The sequence below is a fragment of the Anseongella ginsenosidimutans genome (assembly GCF_008033235.1).
Classification (GTDB): Bacteria; Bacteroidota; Bacteroidia; order Sphingobacteriales; family Sphingobacteriaceae; genus Anseongella; species Anseongella ginsenosidimutans.
Map to the genome: position 1 here is coordinate 3,287,144 of NZ_CP042432.1, position 18,619 is coordinate 3,305,762.

Annotated in this window: 11 protein-coding genes and 1 pseudogene; 7 read left to right on the forward strand and 5 right to left on the reverse strand. The window is 50.9% G+C overall.

From position 1 onward, the window contains the following. Nucleotides 1-26: 26 nt before the first annotated feature. On the reverse strand, nt 27-884 hold the full coding sequence (gene nadC / locus FRZ59_RS13675) for a carboxylating nicotinate-nucleotide diphosphorylase (RefSeq protein ID WP_132128391.1): 858 nt from the start codon (nt 882-884) through the stop codon (nt 27-29). Nucleotides 885-925: 41 nt separating this feature from the next. Between nadC and gpmI the strand changes: the two genes are divergently transcribed. The 4 genes from gpmI to ggpS all read left to right on the forward strand — a co-directional run bounded on the left by gpmI (nt 926) and on the right by ggpS (nt 6,394). Continuing rightward, nucleotides 926-2,452, forward strand: coding sequence for a 2,3-bisphosphoglycerate-independent phosphoglycerate mutase (gpmI, locus tag FRZ59_RS13680; RefSeq protein WP_132128392.1), 1,527 nt, complete (start codon nt 926-928; stop codon nt 2,450-2,452). A gap of 27 nt (nt 2,453-2,479) precedes the next feature. Beyond that, entirely contained in the window at nt 2,480-3,007 is a 528-nt protein-coding gene (locus FRZ59_RS13685) for a hypothetical protein (protein ID WP_132128393.1), read from the forward strand. 145 nt (nt 3,008-3,152) lie between these two features. Beyond that, on the forward strand, nt 3,153-4,151 hold the full coding sequence (locus tag FRZ59_RS13690) for an NAD(P)H-dependent glycerol-3-phosphate dehydrogenase (RefSeq protein ID WP_207910235.1): 999 nt from the start codon (nt 3,153-3,155) through the stop codon (nt 4,149-4,151). Between the two features lie 2 nt (nt 4,152-4,153). After that, nucleotides 4,154-6,394: a glucosylglycerol-phosphate synthase gene (gene ggpS, locus FRZ59_RS13695; protein WP_132128395.1), complete on the forward strand. Its 2,241-nt coding sequence runs from the start codon at nt 4,154-4,156 to the stop codon at nt 6,392-6,394. On the opposite strand, the gene FRZ59_RS13700 is transcribed toward ggpS, so the two are convergent. Together FRZ59_RS13700 and FRZ59_RS13705 are read right to left on the reverse strand one after the other, a co-directional pair. Beyond that, the gene (locus FRZ59_RS13700) at nt 6,363-7,694 is read right to left on the reverse strand and encodes an esterase-like activity of phytase family protein (RefSeq protein WP_132128396.1); all 1,332 of its coding nucleotides are present in this window, start codon (nt 7,692-7,694) and stop codon (nt 6,363-6,365) included. The two genes, ggpS and FRZ59_RS13700, sit on opposite strands and share 32 nt — an antisense overlap. Before the next feature lie 19 nt (nt 7,695-7,713). Then, a complete protein-coding gene (locus FRZ59_RS13705) occupies nt 7,714-8,292 on the reverse strand; it encodes a hypothetical protein (protein WP_132128397.1) in 579 nt (192 codons plus the stop codon). A gap of 122 nt (nt 8,293-8,414) precedes the next feature. Here FRZ59_RS13705 and smc point away from each other — a divergent pair, with 122 nt between their 5' ends. Then, complete coding sequence (smc, locus tag FRZ59_RS13710) at nt 8,415-11,960, forward strand: chromosome segregation protein SMC (protein WP_132128398.1); 3,546 nt, start codon at nt 8,415-8,417, stop codon at nt 11,958-11,960. Here the strand turns inward: smc and FRZ59_RS13715 are convergent. Both FRZ59_RS13715 and FRZ59_RS13720 read right to left on the reverse strand, forming a co-directional pair. Continuing rightward, nucleotides 11,961-12,625: pseudogene (locus FRZ59_RS13715) on the reverse strand (ABC transporter ATP-binding protein). 2 nt (nt 12,626-12,627) lie between these two features. Continuing rightward, nucleotides 12,628-13,443, reverse strand: coding sequence for an SDR family oxidoreductase (locus FRZ59_RS13720; protein ID WP_132128400.1), 816 nt, complete (start codon nt 13,441-13,443; stop codon nt 12,628-12,630). 211 nt (nt 13,444-13,654) lie between these two features. Between FRZ59_RS13720 and FRZ59_RS13725 the strand changes: the two genes are divergently transcribed. Together FRZ59_RS13725 and FRZ59_RS13730 are read left to right on the forward strand one after the other, a co-directional pair. Beyond that, nucleotides 13,655-16,825, forward strand: a complete 3,171-nt coding sequence (locus FRZ59_RS13725) for a SusC/RagA family TonB-linked outer membrane protein (RefSeq protein ID WP_132128401.1) — start codon at nt 13,655-13,657, stop codon at nt 16,823-16,825. Nucleotides 16,826-16,839: 14 nt separating this feature from the next. Further along, nucleotides 16,840-18,615 (forward strand): RagB/SusD family nutrient uptake outer membrane protein, encoded by a 1,776-nt coding sequence (locus FRZ59_RS13730; protein ID WP_132128402.1) that lies wholly within the window; start codon nt 16,840-16,842, stop codon nt 18,613-18,615. The last annotated feature ends 4 nt before the right edge of the window (nt 18,616-18,619 follow it).

Here is an 18,619-nt window from a genome sequence, read left to right on the forward strand (position 1 = left end):
GTAAAAATAGAAAATTGCCTGACACTTCAGTCAGCAATAACGGCCTTCAGGCTAAGATCAAGGCTTTTAACTGAGTGGGTCAGCGCACCCATAGAAATAAAGTCGACCCCTGTCCCTGCATATTCGCGGATATTTCCCGAAGTGATTCCTCCCGATGCTTCGGTAACGAATCTTCCGTCAATCCGGGCAAGAGCGTCCTTCAGAGCTTCGGGACTGAAATTATCCAGGAGGATCCTGTCCACATTCCCCGTGTCCAGTACTTCTTCCAGTTCGGCGGCGTTCCTCACTTCGATCTCAACTTCAAGTGATTTGTTTTGTCTCTCCAGGTATTTCCGGCTTGCTTCGATGGCCTGCCGGATGCCGCCGGCATAGTCCACGTGATTATCTTTGATCAATATCATATCATACAAGCCAAAGCGGTGGTTCACTCCCCCGCCTATCGTGACGGCCCATTTTTCCACGAAACGAATACACGGTGTGGTTTTGCGGGTGTCCAGCACTTTTGTACCGGTACCTTCCAGTTCGCGGGTGATCTCCCGGGTGAGGGTAGCAATCCCGCTCATCCGCTGCATACAGTTAAGCACCAGTCTTTCGGCGGTCAGGATCGCGCGGGCATCTCCTTCAACAGTAAGGACCACGTCGCCGGGATATACCTCACTGCCGTCTTCAAGGTTTACCCTGACTTCCAGGCCGGGATGAACTTCACGGAAAATATGCAGCGCGAGTTCCACACCTGCAATCACCCCCTTTTCCTTAGCCAGCAGGCGGGCCTTTCCCCTCCTGTCTTCCGGTATCGTGGCCAGGGAAGTATGGTCGCCGTCACCCAGGTCTTCGGCCAGGGCTCGTTGTATAAATTGATGAATGTCTTTTTCGTTTATCTGCATGACCGCCAAAAATAATAAAAAATTGACCCTATATTTGTAATATGATAAACACATCCAAAAAAGCAGTTCTTATTATTCTTGATGGTTGGGGTTACGGAAGAAACGATAATTCCAATGCAATCTTTAAAGCGAATACTCCTTTTTTCGATCAATTAATAGCAAATTACCCCAATTCCCGGCTTCAGGCTTCCGGCGAAGCAGTAGGCCTGCCCGAAGGCCAGATGGGAAACTCAGAAGTAGGGCATCTCAACATCGGGGCGGGAAGAGTGGTTTACCAGGAGCTGGTGCGGATCAATAAAGCGATCCGGGAGAAACAGCTTGACGAGAATGCCGTTTTACTCGATACCATCCGTTACGTCAAGGAAAGCGGGAAAAAGCTTCACCTGATAGGATTGGTTTCTGACGGGGGCGTTCACTCCCATATCGATCACCTGAAAGGCCTGCTTACGATTCTGAAAAATCACGAACTGAGCCAGGTATATATACATGCTTTTACCGACGGCAGGGATACCGATCCCAAATCAGGAGCAGGCTTTATCCGGGAGCTGCGCGAGCATATTAAGATCAGCACGGGCACGCTGGCGTCGGCCATCGGGAGGTATTATTCCATGGACAGGGACAACCGCTGGGAGCGGGTAAAACTCGCTTATGACCTCCTGGTAAAAGGCGAAGGGCGGGCAGTCGAATGCATACAAAAAGGGGTAGAAGCCTCTTATGAAGAAGGAATAACGGACGAGTTTTTAAAGCCTGTTTATAAGGTGGACGAAAATGGCAACCCCCGCGCAACCATCGAAGACGGCGATGCCGTTATCTGTTTTAACTTCCGTACCGATCGCGGAAGGGAGATTACCAGGGCCCTCACCCAGGAAGATTTTCCCGACCAGGACATGAAAAAGCTGAATCTGCATTACGTGACCCTGACGCGCTATGACAATACCTTCAAGGGAGTGAAAGTGATCTACGAAAAAGACGACCTTAAAATGACATTGGGCGAAGTGCTGGAAAATGCCGGGAAAAAGCAGATCAGGATTGCGGAAACTGAAAAGTACCCTCATGTTACTTTCTTTTTCTCCGGAGGCCGGGAAAAGGAATTCGAGGGTGAGAAACGCCTGCTTGTCCCTTCGCCCAAGGTAGCCACCTATGATCTTCAGCCGGAAATGAGCGCCGAAAAAATCACGGAAGCCATCCTTCCTGAACTGGAGAACGAAACCGCTGACTTCGTGTGCCTTAACTTTGCCAATACCGACATGGTAGGTCATACCGGGGTATTCGGGGCGGTTATCCAGGCAGCGGAAACGGTTGACCACTGCACGGAAAAGATCGTAAAAGCAGGCATGGCTCATGGTTATTCCTTCGTGATCATTGCCGACCATGGAAACGCCGATTACATGGTCAATGACGACGGATCACCGAATACGGCCCATTCCACCAACCTGGTTCCCTGTATAGTGATAGACGAACAGGTGACCTCGGTTAAAGACGGAAAGTTAGGGGATGTAGCGCCGACTATTTTAAAACTCATCGGACTGGAGCAACCTGCTGCTATGACTGGAGAAGCGCTGGTTTAAACGGGGAATGCAATAAACCTTTCTAATTTGAATATCCGGCTGATTTTCATTCTTCTGGGCGTTATTTTATGGGGATGTGAGCGAACTCCTCCCCCGCCGGAGAGCGCCGGCTCCTATTTCAGCCTTGACAACTATTTCGGAAAGGAAATAGAACGGCTGAATTTAAAGCAGCCCCTGGTAGAAAAAACGGTTAAAAAAAACGACCAGCAGGAAAAGCGATCCCTGAAAGAGCTGGACTGGGCCGTGGAGCTTAAAGCCTTTAAAAGTTCAGATATCAATAAGCCGGCATGGCGAAACAGCTATTCCGCCGATTCCACAGAAGGCAGCGTGGTTTACACAGCCACGGAAGACGGGCTCCGGGTCCGGACCATCCGCATCCGCCAAAATCCGGAAGGCAGGATCCTTTCGATTGTCATAGAACGGGCGGAAGAGAATTACCTGTACACCTCCAATGAACTTCTGAAATACTATCCTGATTCTCTCTATTTTATTGAACGACATCAAAAAGTCCGGGTTCTCGGGCCGGACGCGTTCCAGGTAAGCGGAAGATTTTAATAATAGTAATTCTTCCAACACTATTAGGATATCTCCGGTATTTTTTGTAACTTCGCAATCCCAGTCAAATTCCTAATGACTTTGTTGTATCGTGGAGGCCATGATACTTGAACTGCTGCAATTACTTTAAAAATTATTCCTGAATTTGAATAAGTTCCATCGCATTACTATTTCGGGAGGAGGAAGCTGGGCAACTGCTTTAACAAAGATCTTTGCGGAAAGCGGCGTGCATGTTTGCTGGCACCTGCGCTCCGATGCTCACGTAGAACAGATCCGGGAAAAAGGAAGAAACCCCAATTACCTGAGCTACCTGGAGCTTCCCATGGAGAATATCCATCCCGTATCAGATTTTGAAGAAGCAGCCCGGGCGGCCGATCATATCCTGTTTGCAATTCCATCCGCTTACCTGGAAGCAAGTCTTGGCAAAACCGATCCGGAACTGCTGCAGGATAAAAAAGTGATCGTGTCCATTAAGGGCGTTGTCACTAGCGATAATCTCCTGCCTACCGATTATTTAAGCCAGCGTTTCCAGCTGGAAGATTCCAGCCTGGCAGTGATCGGAGGCCCCTGCCATGCGGAAGAAATTGCCATGGAAAGAAAAACGTATGTGACTGTTGCTTCGCGAAACAATGAACTCGCCGAAACGGTCGCCGGTTCCATCACCTCGCATTACATCCGGACGGTCATCAATAACGATCCCCTGGGGGTAGAATATTCAGCCATTCTAAAAAACGTGATCGGCATAGCCTGCGGTATTGCCCACGGGCTTAACTACGGAGATAACTTCCAGGCGGTGATCGTGTCCAATGCCTTACGGGAAATCAAACATTTCCTGGAAATTATGCATCCGCTGGAACGGGATTTGTCGCAATCAGCTTATTTCGGCGACTTGCTGGTTACGGCCTATTCGGAGTTCAGCCGCAACCGTACGTTCGGGCATATGATAGGGCGCGGATATACCGTGCAGCTGGCGCATATGCAAATGAACATGGTGGCCGAGGGCTATTTCGCCGTAAAGGGAATTTACGATATGTCCAGGCAAATCGGGCTGGAAATGCCTCTTGTATCTGCGGTTTACCGCATACTTTATAATCATATATCTCCATACATCGAATTCAAGTTGCTGGAGAATAAACTTATTTGACAATGTTACTTGCAACCGATCTGGACGGCACCTTTCTCGGCGGGAAAAGTGTCGACAAATTAAAACTATACCGTCTTATCAGGGACAATGAAGATATCAGGCTGGCTTTTGTCACCGGCCGCGGCGTGGAGAGTGTACTTCCGCTTCTCAATGATTCCCTGATCCCGAATCCCGACTATATCATCTCGGATGTGGGGGCTACCCTGCTGAACGGCCGTACGCTCGAACCCATAGAACCCATCCAATCCCTTATCGAAAAGAAATGGCCGGGAAAGCTGCTTTTCCGGAAAAAACTACGGAAGGTCAAAGGCCTTACCTACCAGGAAGTGCCCCAGCAGCGGCGCTGTTCCTTTTATTACGAAGACAACCTGGCCCTGGACGAAGTAAAGAAACTCGCCGCAGAATACGAATGCGACGTATTGTTATCGGCCGGAAAATACCTGGACATTCTTCCGGGCGGCATCAATAAGGGGCATACGCTAAAGCAGCTGGTTAAAATGATGGGTTTTCCCGAAGACCAGGTACTGGTTGCCGGCGATACCATGAACGACCTTTCCCTTTACGAAACCGGTTACAAGGGAGTCGTTGTGGGGGCGGCCGAAAAAGCCCTAAGCCAGTCTACATCCGGGAAGGAAAATGTGTATCAGGCCAAAAGTCCCGGCGCCGGTGGAATATTGGAAGCCATGCAGCACTTTTCCGAATTCAAGTCATTCTACCGGGAGCCTGAGCGTGTCCCGGTAACAAAAGCCCACGGCGAGGAAACGCAGCTGCTGATGGTTTATCATCGCCTGCCTTATGAAAAGCGGGAAATAAACGGGCAGGTAAAGCGCGTCCCTCCCAAGAGCCCCAACGGCATTATTCCTTCCTTGCTTGGATTTTTCGAGGACGGGCGTTCCGGCGCCTGGATTGCCTGGGAAGAACATAGCCGCAAACAGCCTGTCGGGAGTACAAAAAACTACATTGATGAAGAGAAGTATCCCAACCTGATCGCTTCAGCCGTTCCGCTGGGGAAAAAGGATATTGATATATTTTATAAGGTATTCTCAAAGGAAGCCTTCTGGCCGGTCATTTTCTCGTTCATTGACAAGGCAAAGTTCAACCACGATCATTGGGAAACCTACCTGAAGGTCAACCGCCTCTTTGCCGAACGGGTAGCCGAGGAAGCCGACCACGAGGCGCTGGTCTGGATCCACGAATACAACCTCTGGATGGTGCCGGGATACCTGCGGGCCCTGCGGCCGGATCTCAAGATCGGCTTCTTTCATCATACCGCCTTCCCCCCGGCCGATATTTTTAATATAATACCCTGGCGAAGGGATATCATCGGCAGCCTGCTGCAATGCGACTTCCTGAGCTTCCATATCCCGCGCTATATCGAAAATTTCGTGGACGTGGTAAAAAGCCATGCCCCCGTAACGGTCCACTCCCAGGTAAACGCCGCCAGCCAGTTCCTTACTTACAGCTGTGCGCTGGGGATTGATAAAATGACCAAGGAAATTGAAGTAGCCGGTAAAAAGATCCGCCTTGGAGCCCAGCCTGTCGGCGTGAACGTAGCGAATATAAAACGCATTTACCAGGAAGATAAAACGCAGAAGCAGATTGCCGAACTTTTAAAACGAACGAAGGGAAAACGCATTATTCTTTCCATTGAGCGCCTGGACTACGTGAAAGGCCCGCTGGAAAAGATCCGCGCTTTCGCTGAGTTTCTCGAAGAGTACCCGGAGTTCCACGGAAAGATCGAACTCATTAATATATGCACCCCGCCGGCACAGGGGATGAAGATCTATGACAAGATACAGGTAGAACTCGATCAGGCGATCGGAAAGATAAACGGCCGTTATTCCAGCCTTGAATGGACGCCCATCCGTTATTTCTTCCGTTCCGTCCCTTTCGAGGAGGTCATCACTTATTACGCCATCGCCGATGTGGCCTGGATCACACCTCTCCGGGACGGGCTCAACCTGGTGGCCAAGGAATATATTGCCGTACAGGGGCAGAAGGAAAAACCCTCCGGCGCATTGGTATTGTCAGAATTTGCGGGCGCTTCGGTGGAACTTCCCTATGCCATCCTGACCAATCCTTACGATAGCAAAAACCTGAAAGAAACGCTTCTTCACGCGCTTACCATGGACGAAAACGAACGGTCCCTGCGCATGGAACGGCTTTACGAAACGGTAAGCTATTATGACGTGCAGCGCTGGGGAAAGGAATTTATGGAAGAATTGGAGAAGGCAGTTCAATAAAATAGATCATCGTCCTGTCAATGGTTTCGCTAAGCGGAAGTATCTTTGGTACGTAGCTTCCGTCAGCAGGCGCTTGTGAACGGATGCCATAATCGTCATCATTAATCACAGCGATCTTCCGGCTGCTGATCAGGGCAAGCCCCTCCGGTTTATCATGTGGATAATCCGGGAATTCCTTCAGCAGATCCACCAGGAGTTCCTTGGAAACGGTTTTTATGCCTGCTGAAGCGAGTTCCGCTTCGCTTAGCTCTTCCATGGTCTTTCCGTTGACCAATTTTCCCGCTTCTCCGTTCTCGGGGTCCGAAATATCGCTTGCCTCTGAAATATCCACCAGGTAAATGTGCTTATAGCGGGCGGGGTCTGCGGGGTCGCCGGGCAACTTATCATCCCTTTCCAGCACCAGGAATGAAGTATTACTGATAGCCCTGATGTCGCAAACAAGTGTACCGTCATTCAGCATGGGGTAAATATACTGGACGCTTTCCCCGGTTTCCGGATCGATCAGCAGAATCCTGGTATTCTGCGAGCCCGCCCCTGCCGCCGCATTCGGGTTATTCAGCGGCGCCTGCATAATAGCTGCCAGTCGTTTCCCGTCAGTAGTAAAGGTCAATCCCTCCAGGCCCCTTCCAGCCTGCCGCCGGGCAAAAACCCTTGGCAGCAGGATTGCATCAGAATCGGCTTCAAAGGGCGTCAGCTTTTCAAGCAATTGCCCGCCGCCCGAAAAATGAAGAAGAGAAGGTCCGTACTCCTCGCTCACCCAAAAGGTGCCGTCCCGGGCAACCGCCAGCCCTTCGGGATCGATTCCATTGGGATCCGGCTCAATTACGCGCCCCAGCGTATCAAGTGCGATTTCTCCCGTAGCCCCCAGGCCGGGAACATCATTTACCGGCGGATTAGGTATCCCGCTTGCCTCTCCTGCCGGCATATTCAGGCTGATCCGGAGAGACATGCGCATGGAATCACCGGCCAGCTTGTATTTCGCAATATGCGGGTTGAATCTCTTTGCGATGAACACTTTTTCATCCGGGTTGGCCGCATCCACCACAGGTCCGCGGTCCGTCAGCAGGTAGAAAGCCCCCTCTTCGCCCGGAACAGCGACTATCGAAGAGCCGAACCCGCCGTTAAAAACGCCAGTCCCTTTTCGGTTACGGGCAATGACCTCCTGGCCGGACAGGGAAACAAACTCTTCCGGATAAGGATATTGCGGTTCAAGGGGCGGAAGTTCCGTACCTTCCTGGCAAGCCTGACATAAAAGGATAACAAATAATAAAAGATTGATTTTCCGTCGAACCGCTCGCATATCAGAAGTGTGGAGATTATTAGAATTCGCGCCGCTCAAGGATCACTGACTTAATTACGGCGTCTTCCAGGTCAAACTTCGCATATTCATGGCTTTCTTCCGGCTCCAAAGCAACCCGCGCTCCTTCCGCCGGAGCCGCCAGGCGCCGCGCTTCGCGCAGGCGCAGCACTTCAGCGGGAACTTCCGCTCCGGCTGCCGTGTCAGTTGCCCGGATAAAGGCCCGGGATAACTCCTGTTTAAGCGGGCTGTCGCGCTGTCGGGACCAGGCGTTTTCAGGATTCCGGGACCTTTCCTCCTGCCAGGTGCTTTCCTGCCGCCGCTCGTTTTCCTGTCCGGAAAGTTCCTCCCCCAGCGAACGGGCCTCCGCTTCGGGAACCGTATCGCTTTCTTCCCACCAGCGGCCTTCCGGTACGCGGTCGCCCGGAACGGGAACAGCAGGAGTCCCGGGCCGCTGAGAAACAACCGGTTTCGCCTGCGAGGCAGGCCTTTTGGGAAGCGGACGCGGCTTTTCCTTCTCCTTTTTCCTGGCGCCCTCGAAAGCCTTGAACAGGTAAGCAACTGCTACAATGACCAGGGGAATAATGGTTTCAAGATCCATGAAAGCGGACTGTTGATAAATTGGATTTGTATAAAAATAATTTAGTAAAGATATTTATCCCCTTAATAAGAACCAAATCCCGTGTCTCAACGTGCAGGTCAACGTGTCGTGTTAAAGTCAGTATGAAGCTTACATCGCTGGAAATTAAGGGCTTCAAAAGTTTTGGAGACAAGGTAATCATTAATTTTGACGTAGGGGTTACCTCCATCGTAGGGCCAAACGGCTGTGGAAAGTCAAATGTAGTGGACGCCATCCGCTGGGTTTTGGGCGAGCAAAGCACCCGCATGCTTCGTTCCGAAAAAATGGAAAACGTTATCTTTAACGGAACATCCAGCCGCAAACCCAGTAACCTTGCCGAAGTTTCCCTCAGCTTTGACAACACGAGGAATGTCCTTCCGACGGAATTCAGCCAGGTCACGATTACCCGCAAGCTGTACCGCAGCGGCGACAGCGAATACCGCCTGAATGATGTGCAATGCCGATTAAAGGACATTACCGACCTTTTTCTGGATACAGGCATCGGCCCGGATTCTTACTCCATCATTGAGCTTAAAATGATCGAAGAGATCCTGAACAACAAGGATAATTCCAGGCGCGCCCTCTTTGAAGAAGCTTCAGGTATCTCTAAATATAAAGTTCGTAAAAAGCAAACACTTAATAAGTTAAAAGATACCGAGTCTGACCTTTCCCGGGTAGAAGACCTTCTTTTCGAAATTGAAAAGAACCTAAAGACCCTTGAAAACCAGGCAAAGAAAGCCGAACGGTTCTACCGCCTCAAAGACCAGTACAAAGAAACGAGCGTAGCCCTTGCCTCTTTCCGCATCCATGCCTTTCGCCAGTCCCTGGAGGAACTTCAAAAGCAGGAACAGCAGCAGCAGGATGAACTGCTGCGCCTTCAAACCGAAAGCCAGAAACTGGAAGCGGTATTGCAGGAAGAAAAACGCCTGAGCCTGCAGAAGGAAAAAAACCTTTCCGTACAGCAGAAAGCCACCAACGAATACGTAGCCTCCATCAGGCAGTACGAAAGCGAAAAGAAACTAAAGAACGAACAGCTGAAGTTCCGGCAGGAAAAAGAATCGCGTCTGCTGGCCGAGCTTTCCAGCGATAAACTCTGGATGGAGCGCAGCCGGGAAAATATTATCCAGCTGGAAACCGGGAGAGAAACCGAAAGCAACCTGCTGGCAGCAGCGGAGCAGCAGCTTTCGGTCCTGAAAGCCCGCCTGGAAGCCTTACGCGAAGATCACCGGGAAAGCAGGATCCGGCTTGAAGAGGCCGGAACGGAAGCAAAACGCCTCCAGGAAGAAGCCTACCAGGCGGAGAAGGAAAAGGATATCCTGACAATACAGGCCCAAACACTTGAACAGGAATTGCAGCGCACCACCAGCGACGCAAGGGAAAAAGAAGACGAGCTGCAGGGATTCAGCGCTTCCATTTCCAGGCTGGACAAGCTGGTACGCGAAAGGGAACAGCTCCTGCAGGAGGCGCTTGAAACGGAAGAGAACCTGGTCGCCCGCCTGCTGCAAACCGAAGAAGAGATCAGGGAGACAAAGGAGAAAACGGCCGTTTCAGGACGTTTGCGGGATGCAAAACAAAATGAATACCACCTTACCAAGAGCCTGGTTGATAACCTGGAAGGCTACCCGGAATCCATAAAATTCCTCCGGAAAAACGCCGGATGGGCGAAAAAGGCCCCCCTTCTTTCTGATATCCTGTTTTGCAGGGAGGCCTACCGGATAGCGATTGAGAATTACCTGGAGCCTTACATGAACTATTATGTAGTGGAAAGCTACAAGGAGGCCATGCAGGCGATTTCCCTTCTTAGCGATGCTTCCAGAGGCCGGGCTAATTTTTTCGTACTGGAAGCATTCAAAGAGTATGAAGCCTTGCCTCCGGTGGAAATAAAGGACTTACTCCCCGCGCTGGAAATCATCGAAAGCGAAGAAAAATACCAGCCCCTGTGCCACTATCTTCTTCAGGGCGTCTATCTACTTTCCAAAGAGAAGGAAGCTGGCTTTGATCCGGAAGCTTACCCGGTGACGGTTCTCAGCGAGTCGGGAAAATACGCAAAGGGAAAATTCAGTATTTCCGGCGGATTCGTCGGGTTATTTGAGGGTAAACGCATTGGCCGGGCAAGGAACCTGGAGGTATTGCAAAAAGAGATCAAAAAACTAGATACCCAGCTCGAAGAACTCGCATCAAAAACAGGGGAACTGGAACAGCAATACATCCGGCTGAAAGAAAGCACGAAAAAGAAAGAAATTGCCGATCTCCGCACGGAACTGAGCCGCTATTCAAACGAATTACTTACCCTGCAAACGAAAGAAAGCCAGTACCGGGAATTTATCGGCAGCAGCGCGCTCCGGAAGGAAGACATTGTTCAGAAGCTCAGCCAATACCGTGATTCTCTCGCGGAGCTGCAGCCCCGGCTGCAGGTACTTGAAGAAGAAAAGCTGCAGGCCGGCAGCAGGCAGCTCCGGGCCCAGGAAGACTTCAAAGAAGTCAGCGACAAGGTAAACGCGGTTTCGGGCGAATTCAACCAGCAGAATATCCAGTTTCACCAGCAAAAAAATAAGCTGGACGGCTTACTGAAGGACCTGGACTATAAACAGGCCGATGTGGAGCGCTACCAGGAACGGATAGAAAAAAATACCGCTGAGCTGGACAGTACCCGCAAAGGAATTGCAGAATTGCTGCAGATGGAAGACGGAGCGGATGAAGACCTTCAGTCCATGTACAGCCAAAAGGAGGAAATGGAAAAGGGCCTCCGGGAAGCGGAAGAAGATCACTATGCCACCAAGGGGAATATCAGCCAGGTGGAAGAGCAGCTTAGCCTGCTGCGGCGCCGGAAGGAACAGGCTGACTTTCTTTCTTCCGAACTGAAGGATAAAAAAACACAATTAAAAATAGACCTCAACTCGCTGAAGGAAAGATTATCGGTCAATTTTAACATTGATATCGAAGACCTGCTGGAACAGGAAGAAACACCTCAGGGCGATGAAGGAGAACTGGCGGCAAAAGCCGAAAAACTAAAAAATCAGCTCGATAATTTCGGCGCCATTAACCCCATGGCAATGGAAGCGTTCAATGAAATGAATGAGCGTTACCAATTCATTTCCAGGGAGAAAAACGATCTTCTTGAAGCCAAGGCTTCTTTGCTGAGTACTATTGGGGAGATTGACGATACGGCAAGGCATCAGTTCCTGGCAGCCTTTAATCAGATCAAGGAGAATTTCCGGAACGTATTTCGTTCGCTTTTCAACCAGGAGGATTCCTGCGATCTTTTCCTGGTAAAGCCGGACGAGCCCCTGGAGTCGGAAATAGAGATCGTGGCCCGGCCTAAAGGAAAGAAACCGCTTTCCATTAACCAGCTGTCCGGCGGGGAAAAAACACTGACCGCCACAGCCATTCTCTTCTCCTTGTACCTGCTCAAGCCGGCTCCTTTCTGTATTTTTGATGAAGTAGATGCTCCCCTGGATGATACCAATATTGACAAGTTCAATAATATTATCCGGGAGTTCTCCAAAGACTCCCAATTCATTGTGGTGACTCACAATAAACGTACGATTGCCAGCACGGATGTGATCTACGGGGTAACAATGGTAGAGCAGGGAATCTCCAGGGTGGTGCCGGTAGACCTCCGGGGCCTTGAGACGGCAGCCGCTGTATAATTATTGATCGCTTCCGGAAACGATCTTCCCGTCCTGCATCTGCAGGCGGCGGTCCGCCATGGCAGCCAGTTCCGCGTGATGAGTGACGATCACAAAGGTCTGGCCCAATTCGTCACGAAGGTCAAAAAAGAGCTGGTGCAGCTCCCCTGAATTTTTGGAATCAAGATTTCCCGAAGGTTCATCGGTAAGCACCAGCGCCGGGTTATTTATCAGCGCACGGGCAACGGCTACGCGCTGCTGCTCCCCGCCCGACAACTCAGAAGGCTTATGCCCCGACCGCCCCCCAGCCCAAGCATATCCAGGAGCCGCCTGGCTTCTTTTTCGGCCGCCGGTAAGGTTTTCCCGGCAATAAAGGCCGGCATGCAAATATTTTCCAGGGCGGTAAACTCCGGCAGCAGATGGTGGAACTGGAAGACAAAACCAATAAAGCGGTTTCGGAAAGCGCTCAGCTTCTTTTCTCCAAGGCGGCTGATATCCATTCCGTTAATGGTCACATTCCCTGAATCAGGTTTATCAAGCGTACCGATAATATGAAGCAGGGTACTCTTTCCGGCGCCGGACGGACCGGTAATGGAGATCACTTCGCCTTTTTTCACCTCCAGGTCAATGTCTTTCAGGATAAGGAGATCCCCGTAGGATTTTTTGATGGAACTGGCTTTAAGCATGGTTATTTAATCAGCGGGTCTTTTTCTTTTGTAAAATGTTTATACACCAGGCGGTCGGTCAGTTTTGGGAAAAAGCGGCTCATAAAAACTGTCAGGCGCCCCTGCCCGGTAATGATCAGGTCGCGCCTGCGCTGCTGGACCCCTCTCACGATCAGCCCGGCAACCTCCTCCGCGCTCATCATGCTGCCTTCTTCCATCGAGGAACGTCCCTGTAGTGAACCATCGGCTACCAGGGCGGTATTACGGATATTCGAGGCCGTAAAACCCGGACAGGCCACCATTACATGGACGCCCTTCCGGAGATTCTCAATGCGGAGCGATTCCATAAATCCCTGCACGGCAAACTTCGAGGCCGAATAGCCCGTGCGGCCCGGCAACCCCTTGTAACCTGCAATAGAAGAAACGCCAACCACAGAACCCCGGCTTTCAATAATAGCAGGCAAAGCATACTTGGTGCAGTAAACAGTTCCCCAGAAGTTCACGTCCATCACTTTGCGCAAAACCGCCAGATCAAGATCCCGGAACAAAGCCCGCATACTGATCCCGGCATTATTTACCAGAACATCTATTCCGCCGAACGTACTCAGGGCCTGTTCCACAAACAGCCGGCAATCTTCTTCCCTGGATACATCCGTTTGAACGGCCACCGCCCGGATACCGTATTTTTCTTCCAATTCGCGGGTGATGGCGCAAAGCGCTACGTACTGCCTGGCTCCCAGCACCAGGTTTGCCCCTTCTTCTGCAAACCGCTCGGCGCAAGCTTTCCCGATACCCGAGGATGCGCCGGTAATAAGGACGGTTTTCCCTTTTAGCTCCATTTTCCAAAGATAATTTTTTGGCTGTAAGATTTTTTAGAAAAGTAGTGCAAACGTTTGTTTTTTACTTTACCATCAGTTAACTTAGAGTGTCTTTTGCACCAAAACTCTCCGGCTCCTCTTAAGTTCCGGAATAAACATTAATAATTTTAAATCGATTGAGAGAAACTCTACTCGTGATTTTTTAAATTTTTAATGACCAAAACCATAGCACATGGAACAAAAGACCAGAAAATGGATGTGCATTTGCTGCATCCTATGCACGTCATTGGTTTCCCGGGCCCAGGAGCAATTTTCGGGAACCGTCAGGGACAGCATCAGCGGAACACCTCTTCCCGGAGTTTCCGTAAACATCAGAGGAGGAACATCGGGGACAGCTACTGACTCCGCCGGGAACTTTGTATTAGCCGGCGAAGAAAGCCAGGCAGTCCTTGTATTTTCCTTCCTTGGTTACACGACCAGGGAAATAAGCGCCCGCACCGGGCAGCCGGTAAACGTAAAATTAGCGCAGGGCAGCCAGTCCCTTGACGAGGTGGTCGTAGTCGGTTACGGCACCCAGCGAAAGGTAAACCTAACCGGAGCTGTAGGAACGGCAAGCGGCGAGGTACTGGAAAACCGGCCTATCGCCAATGTTGGAGAAGGGTTGCAGGGCGTTATTCCCAACCTCAATATTACCCCGCGCAACGGGGACCCTTCCCAGTCCATTGATTTCAATATCCGCGGATATGAATCTATCAACGGAGGGTCTCCGCTGATTTTGGTGGACGGGGTCCCGATGGACCTCAACCGCGTCAATCCCAGTGACATTGAAAGCATCAGCGTATTGAAAGATGCCTCAGCGGCGGCGGTTTACGGTGCCAGGGCGGCCTTCGGAGTAGTGCTGGTAGAAACCAAAAGCGGACAGGCGGGAAAAGTAAAGATCTCCCTGAATACGCAATGGTCGCTGGCAAAGCCTATTTTTAACATGGATCCCGTAACCGACCCTTATGAAGTGGTCACTGCCTGGAACCAGGCAAATATGCGTACCAACGGTGTGCCGCGCTATGACGAAGACATGGTAGCCGGCACCAAAGCCTGGTCCGAAAACCCGCAAACAGCTCCCGAGTGGGCGGTAGTGGACGGAGTATTCCGATTCTACGGCGCTAATAATTACCAGGATAAGATCATGACCGACGCTGCGCCAACCAATCAGCATGACCTTACCATTTCCGGAGGGTCAGAAAACGCCAACTATTATGTTTCTTTTGGCTACCTGAGCAAGGATGGATACCTGCGCTACAATAACGAGGAGTTCAAACGCTATAATATCCTGATGAAGGGCGAGTTCAAGATCAATGACTGGCTCACGCTGGATGAAAAGATCGTATTTAACGCACAGAACAGCGACAAGCCGCATTTCTATAACTGGGATGTGAATATCAATTCCCTTGCCAGGGTCAGTCCCATTATGCCGGTACAATTTCCCGACCTGGATTATTACCTCAGCCCCGGTGACCGGGAACAGTACGAACAATACATCGGAATGTACTTTGGCGGCACCAATTTTTTTCCCTACCTGTTGAATGGCGGCCGCAGTACTTTCACCAATAACGACACCTGGCTTACCTCCGGAGCTACATTAACGCCGGTACAGGGCTTAAAAGTCATTGCTAACTTTTCCTATAATATTTTCCACCGGAATTTCCAGGATGTGGCCAGCAAGGTGGATATTGTTTCCACAGACCTCACTGACCCCAACCCGATAAGTAACGGGTTCAGCGGTGATGACTGGATCGATGAACGGACGGATCATAACCAGTATTACGTCTTGAACACCTTTGCCGAATACACTTATGACCGCCTGGAGGATCACTACTTTAAAGCCATGGTAGGCTACAACCAGGAATGGGGAATGAATAAATTCACCAGGGCGCAGGCGCGCTCGCTGATCAATCCCTCGATCACCGATATCAATGCCACTACCGGCACCCAGCAAACCTTTGGCAACAGTTCACATGTATCTCTGCGGGGAGCTTTTTACCGGCTGAATTATATTTATAAGGATAAGTACCTGCTGGAAACCAACGGCCGATATGACGGAACGTCCCGGTTCCCGAAAGAGGATCGCTTCGGCTTTTTTCCCTCAGTTTCCTTCGGATGGAGAATTTCTAATGAAAACTTTCTTTCCGGGGCCGGCGACTGGCTGAATAACCTCAAGATCAGGGCTTCCTACGGAACCCTGGGTAACCAGCTGCTTGGCGATGACTATTATCCATACATTGCTACCCTGGGGATCGGCACATCACCCTATATCATGGACGACGGCCTTATCCCCTACGTGTCCGCGCCGGGACTGGTAAGCCCTACCCTTACCTGGGAAACCGTTGTTTCTCAAAACATTGGCCTGGATATCACGCTGCTGAACTCCCGTCTGGACGCCTCCTTCGATGTCTATACAAGGGAAACCAAGGATATGCTGATGGATGTGGAATACCCGGATATACTCGGAACGGACGCGCCGCAGTCCAATGCAGCGGATCTTAAAACAACCGGCTGGGAGCTGGCTTTGACCTGGCGGGACAAGATAAACCAGGACTGGAATTATAATTTTACTCTTTCATTGTCAGACTGGACGGCAGAGATTACCCGCTATGATAATCCTACCGGGGCGCTTTCCGAGTTTTACGTCGGGCAGAAACTGGGAGATATCTGGGGCTATGAAACGGTAGGTATCTTCCAGTCGGAAGAAGAAATTGCAAACGCTCCGGACCAGTCCAATATCGGCGCCAACTGGAAACCGGGAGACATCCGCTATGCCGACCTCAACGGGGACGGTGTCATCAGCGCGGGAAGCAACACACTGGCCGACCCCGGCGACCGGAAAATCATTGGCAATGAGAACCCGAGGTACAGTTTCGGCGTCAATGCCGGCGCCGGCTTCAGGGGCTTCCGGCTGTCCGCCTTTTTCCAGGGTTACTGGCAACGGGACCACTGGCCTACGTCCGGCAACTGGACCTGGTTCTTCCCTTTCAATGCAGGGCATATCGAAAGGTATTTCATTACCGATTCCTGGAGCGAAGACAACCGGGACGCCTATTTCGCGGCGCCGCATATTTCAACGAACGACAAGAAAAATATCCAAACGCAATCCCGTTTCCTGCAAAACGCAGGGTATATCAGGCTGAAGAACATCATGCTTAGCTATGATCTTCCCGCACACCTGCTGGAAAAGGCCGGGCTTGGCCAGGCAAGGATCTACTTCACGGGAATGAACCTCTGGGAATACTCCCCCATACGGAAACCGCTGGATCCCGAATCCATTCAAAACACCACATTTGATACAAACGGAGCGATCGAATATCCGCTGCAGCGTATCTATAGCCTTGGTCTTAGCCTAACATTCTGACAAAAGAAATAATTATGAAAAAGCATATAGAAAAATGGAGCCTGCTGATCCTCACCGCGTTTTTTGCTGCCTCCTGCAACGATGAATTCCTTGAAAGAAAACCCCTGGACGAAGTCAGCAGCGAAACTTTCTGGAATTCCGAAAACGACCTTCAGGTATACAATAACAGCCTGTATGACCTTGCTCGGAACGATGACAATGTGCCGATCCTGATGGGGCATTACCAGAATTTCGAAAGCTATTTCGGAAGTATCTGGTTCCAGGATGAATTTTCCGACAATATGGCGCCCAGGCACGACCGCCATACTTTTTTCCAGCAGGTACGCGCCGGCAAACACAATATTCCAACTGATCCGCAATGGTTCGGTTACAAAGGCTGGAACTTTGTAAGGGCTGTCAATGTAGGCCTTGCCAATTACAGCAAGGCGCCCCTGGAAGAGGAAGTGATCAACAAATACGCCGCGGAAGCAAGATTGTTCAGGGGTTGGTTCTACGCGGAAAAAGTGCAGAAATTCGGGGATGTGCCATGGGTGGACAAACCGCTGGACACGGAATCCGAAGAATTGTATGCGGCCCGGACGCCACGGGAAGAGGCCATGCTGAAAGTGCTGGAAGACCTTAGCTTCGCCGCCGAAAACCTTCCCGATGACTGGGAAGACGGAAACGCTCCCGGCCGTTTGAACCGATGGTGTGCATTGCTGGTAAAGTCCCGGGTTTGCCTTTACGAGGGAACCTGGAGAAAGTACCACGGCGGCAGCGATGCAGAAATGTGGCTCCGGGAAGCAGCCAACGCCGCAAAGGAAATAATGGACAATGGCCCTTATTCCTTATACAATACCGGCGATCCGGAAAATGATTATAACGCCTATCACCGCAGCCTTGACCTTTCGGGAAACCCTGAAGTCATGTACTGGCGGAAATACCAGCTGGGCGTACTCACCAACCATGTGCAAAGCTATTTTGAATACGCCGGTGGGGCCACCAAAAGTTTAGTGGAAGATTACCTGTGTACGGACGGACTGCCCGTTTCCCTTTCCCCGCTCTACCAGGGCGACGCACAAATTGAAGATGTCTTCGTAAACAGGGACCCCAGGCTGCGGCAAACGGTCCTTCATCCGGAGGATGCCGGAAAATACCAGTATCACCTGGCCGACGGACGGCCCTACCCTCGTCTGACAGGCATGTCAGGGGGATACCGGTCCACTACGGGCTACCATATCATCAAACATTATAATGCAGCCGATATGATCGGGAAAGCGTATAATACGGCCGAATCCCCCGCTATTATTTTACGTTTTGGCGAAGTCCTCCTGAACTATGCCGAAGCGCTTGCTGAGCTTGGCGAGCTTTCCCAGCAGGATCTGGACATCAGTATTAACCTCCTTCGGGACCGGGTGGCTATGCCTCATATGGTGCGGGGAAACGTCCCGGCAGACCCAAGGTATACCGCCGACGGCGTGCCCCCGCTGATCGTGGAGATCCGCAGGGAACGGCGGGTAGAGTTATTCATGGAAGGCCACCGCTATAAAGACCTTAAACGCTGGAAGCAGGGCAAGAAACTGGAGATCCCTGCCATGGGGATCCGATGGGATGCTGCCGCCATTACCCGTTATCCCGGTGCAACCGTGCAGTCTTCTGTTGACCCGCTATCCGGAAACACGTATATTGACGTATATAAGGGAACAGATTGGGAAAACCCGGTATTTGATGAAAGCAAACATTATTTATGGCCGGTTCCATTGAGCTCAATTGCACAGAACCCGAACCTGGGCCAAAACCCAGGATGGTAAGCGT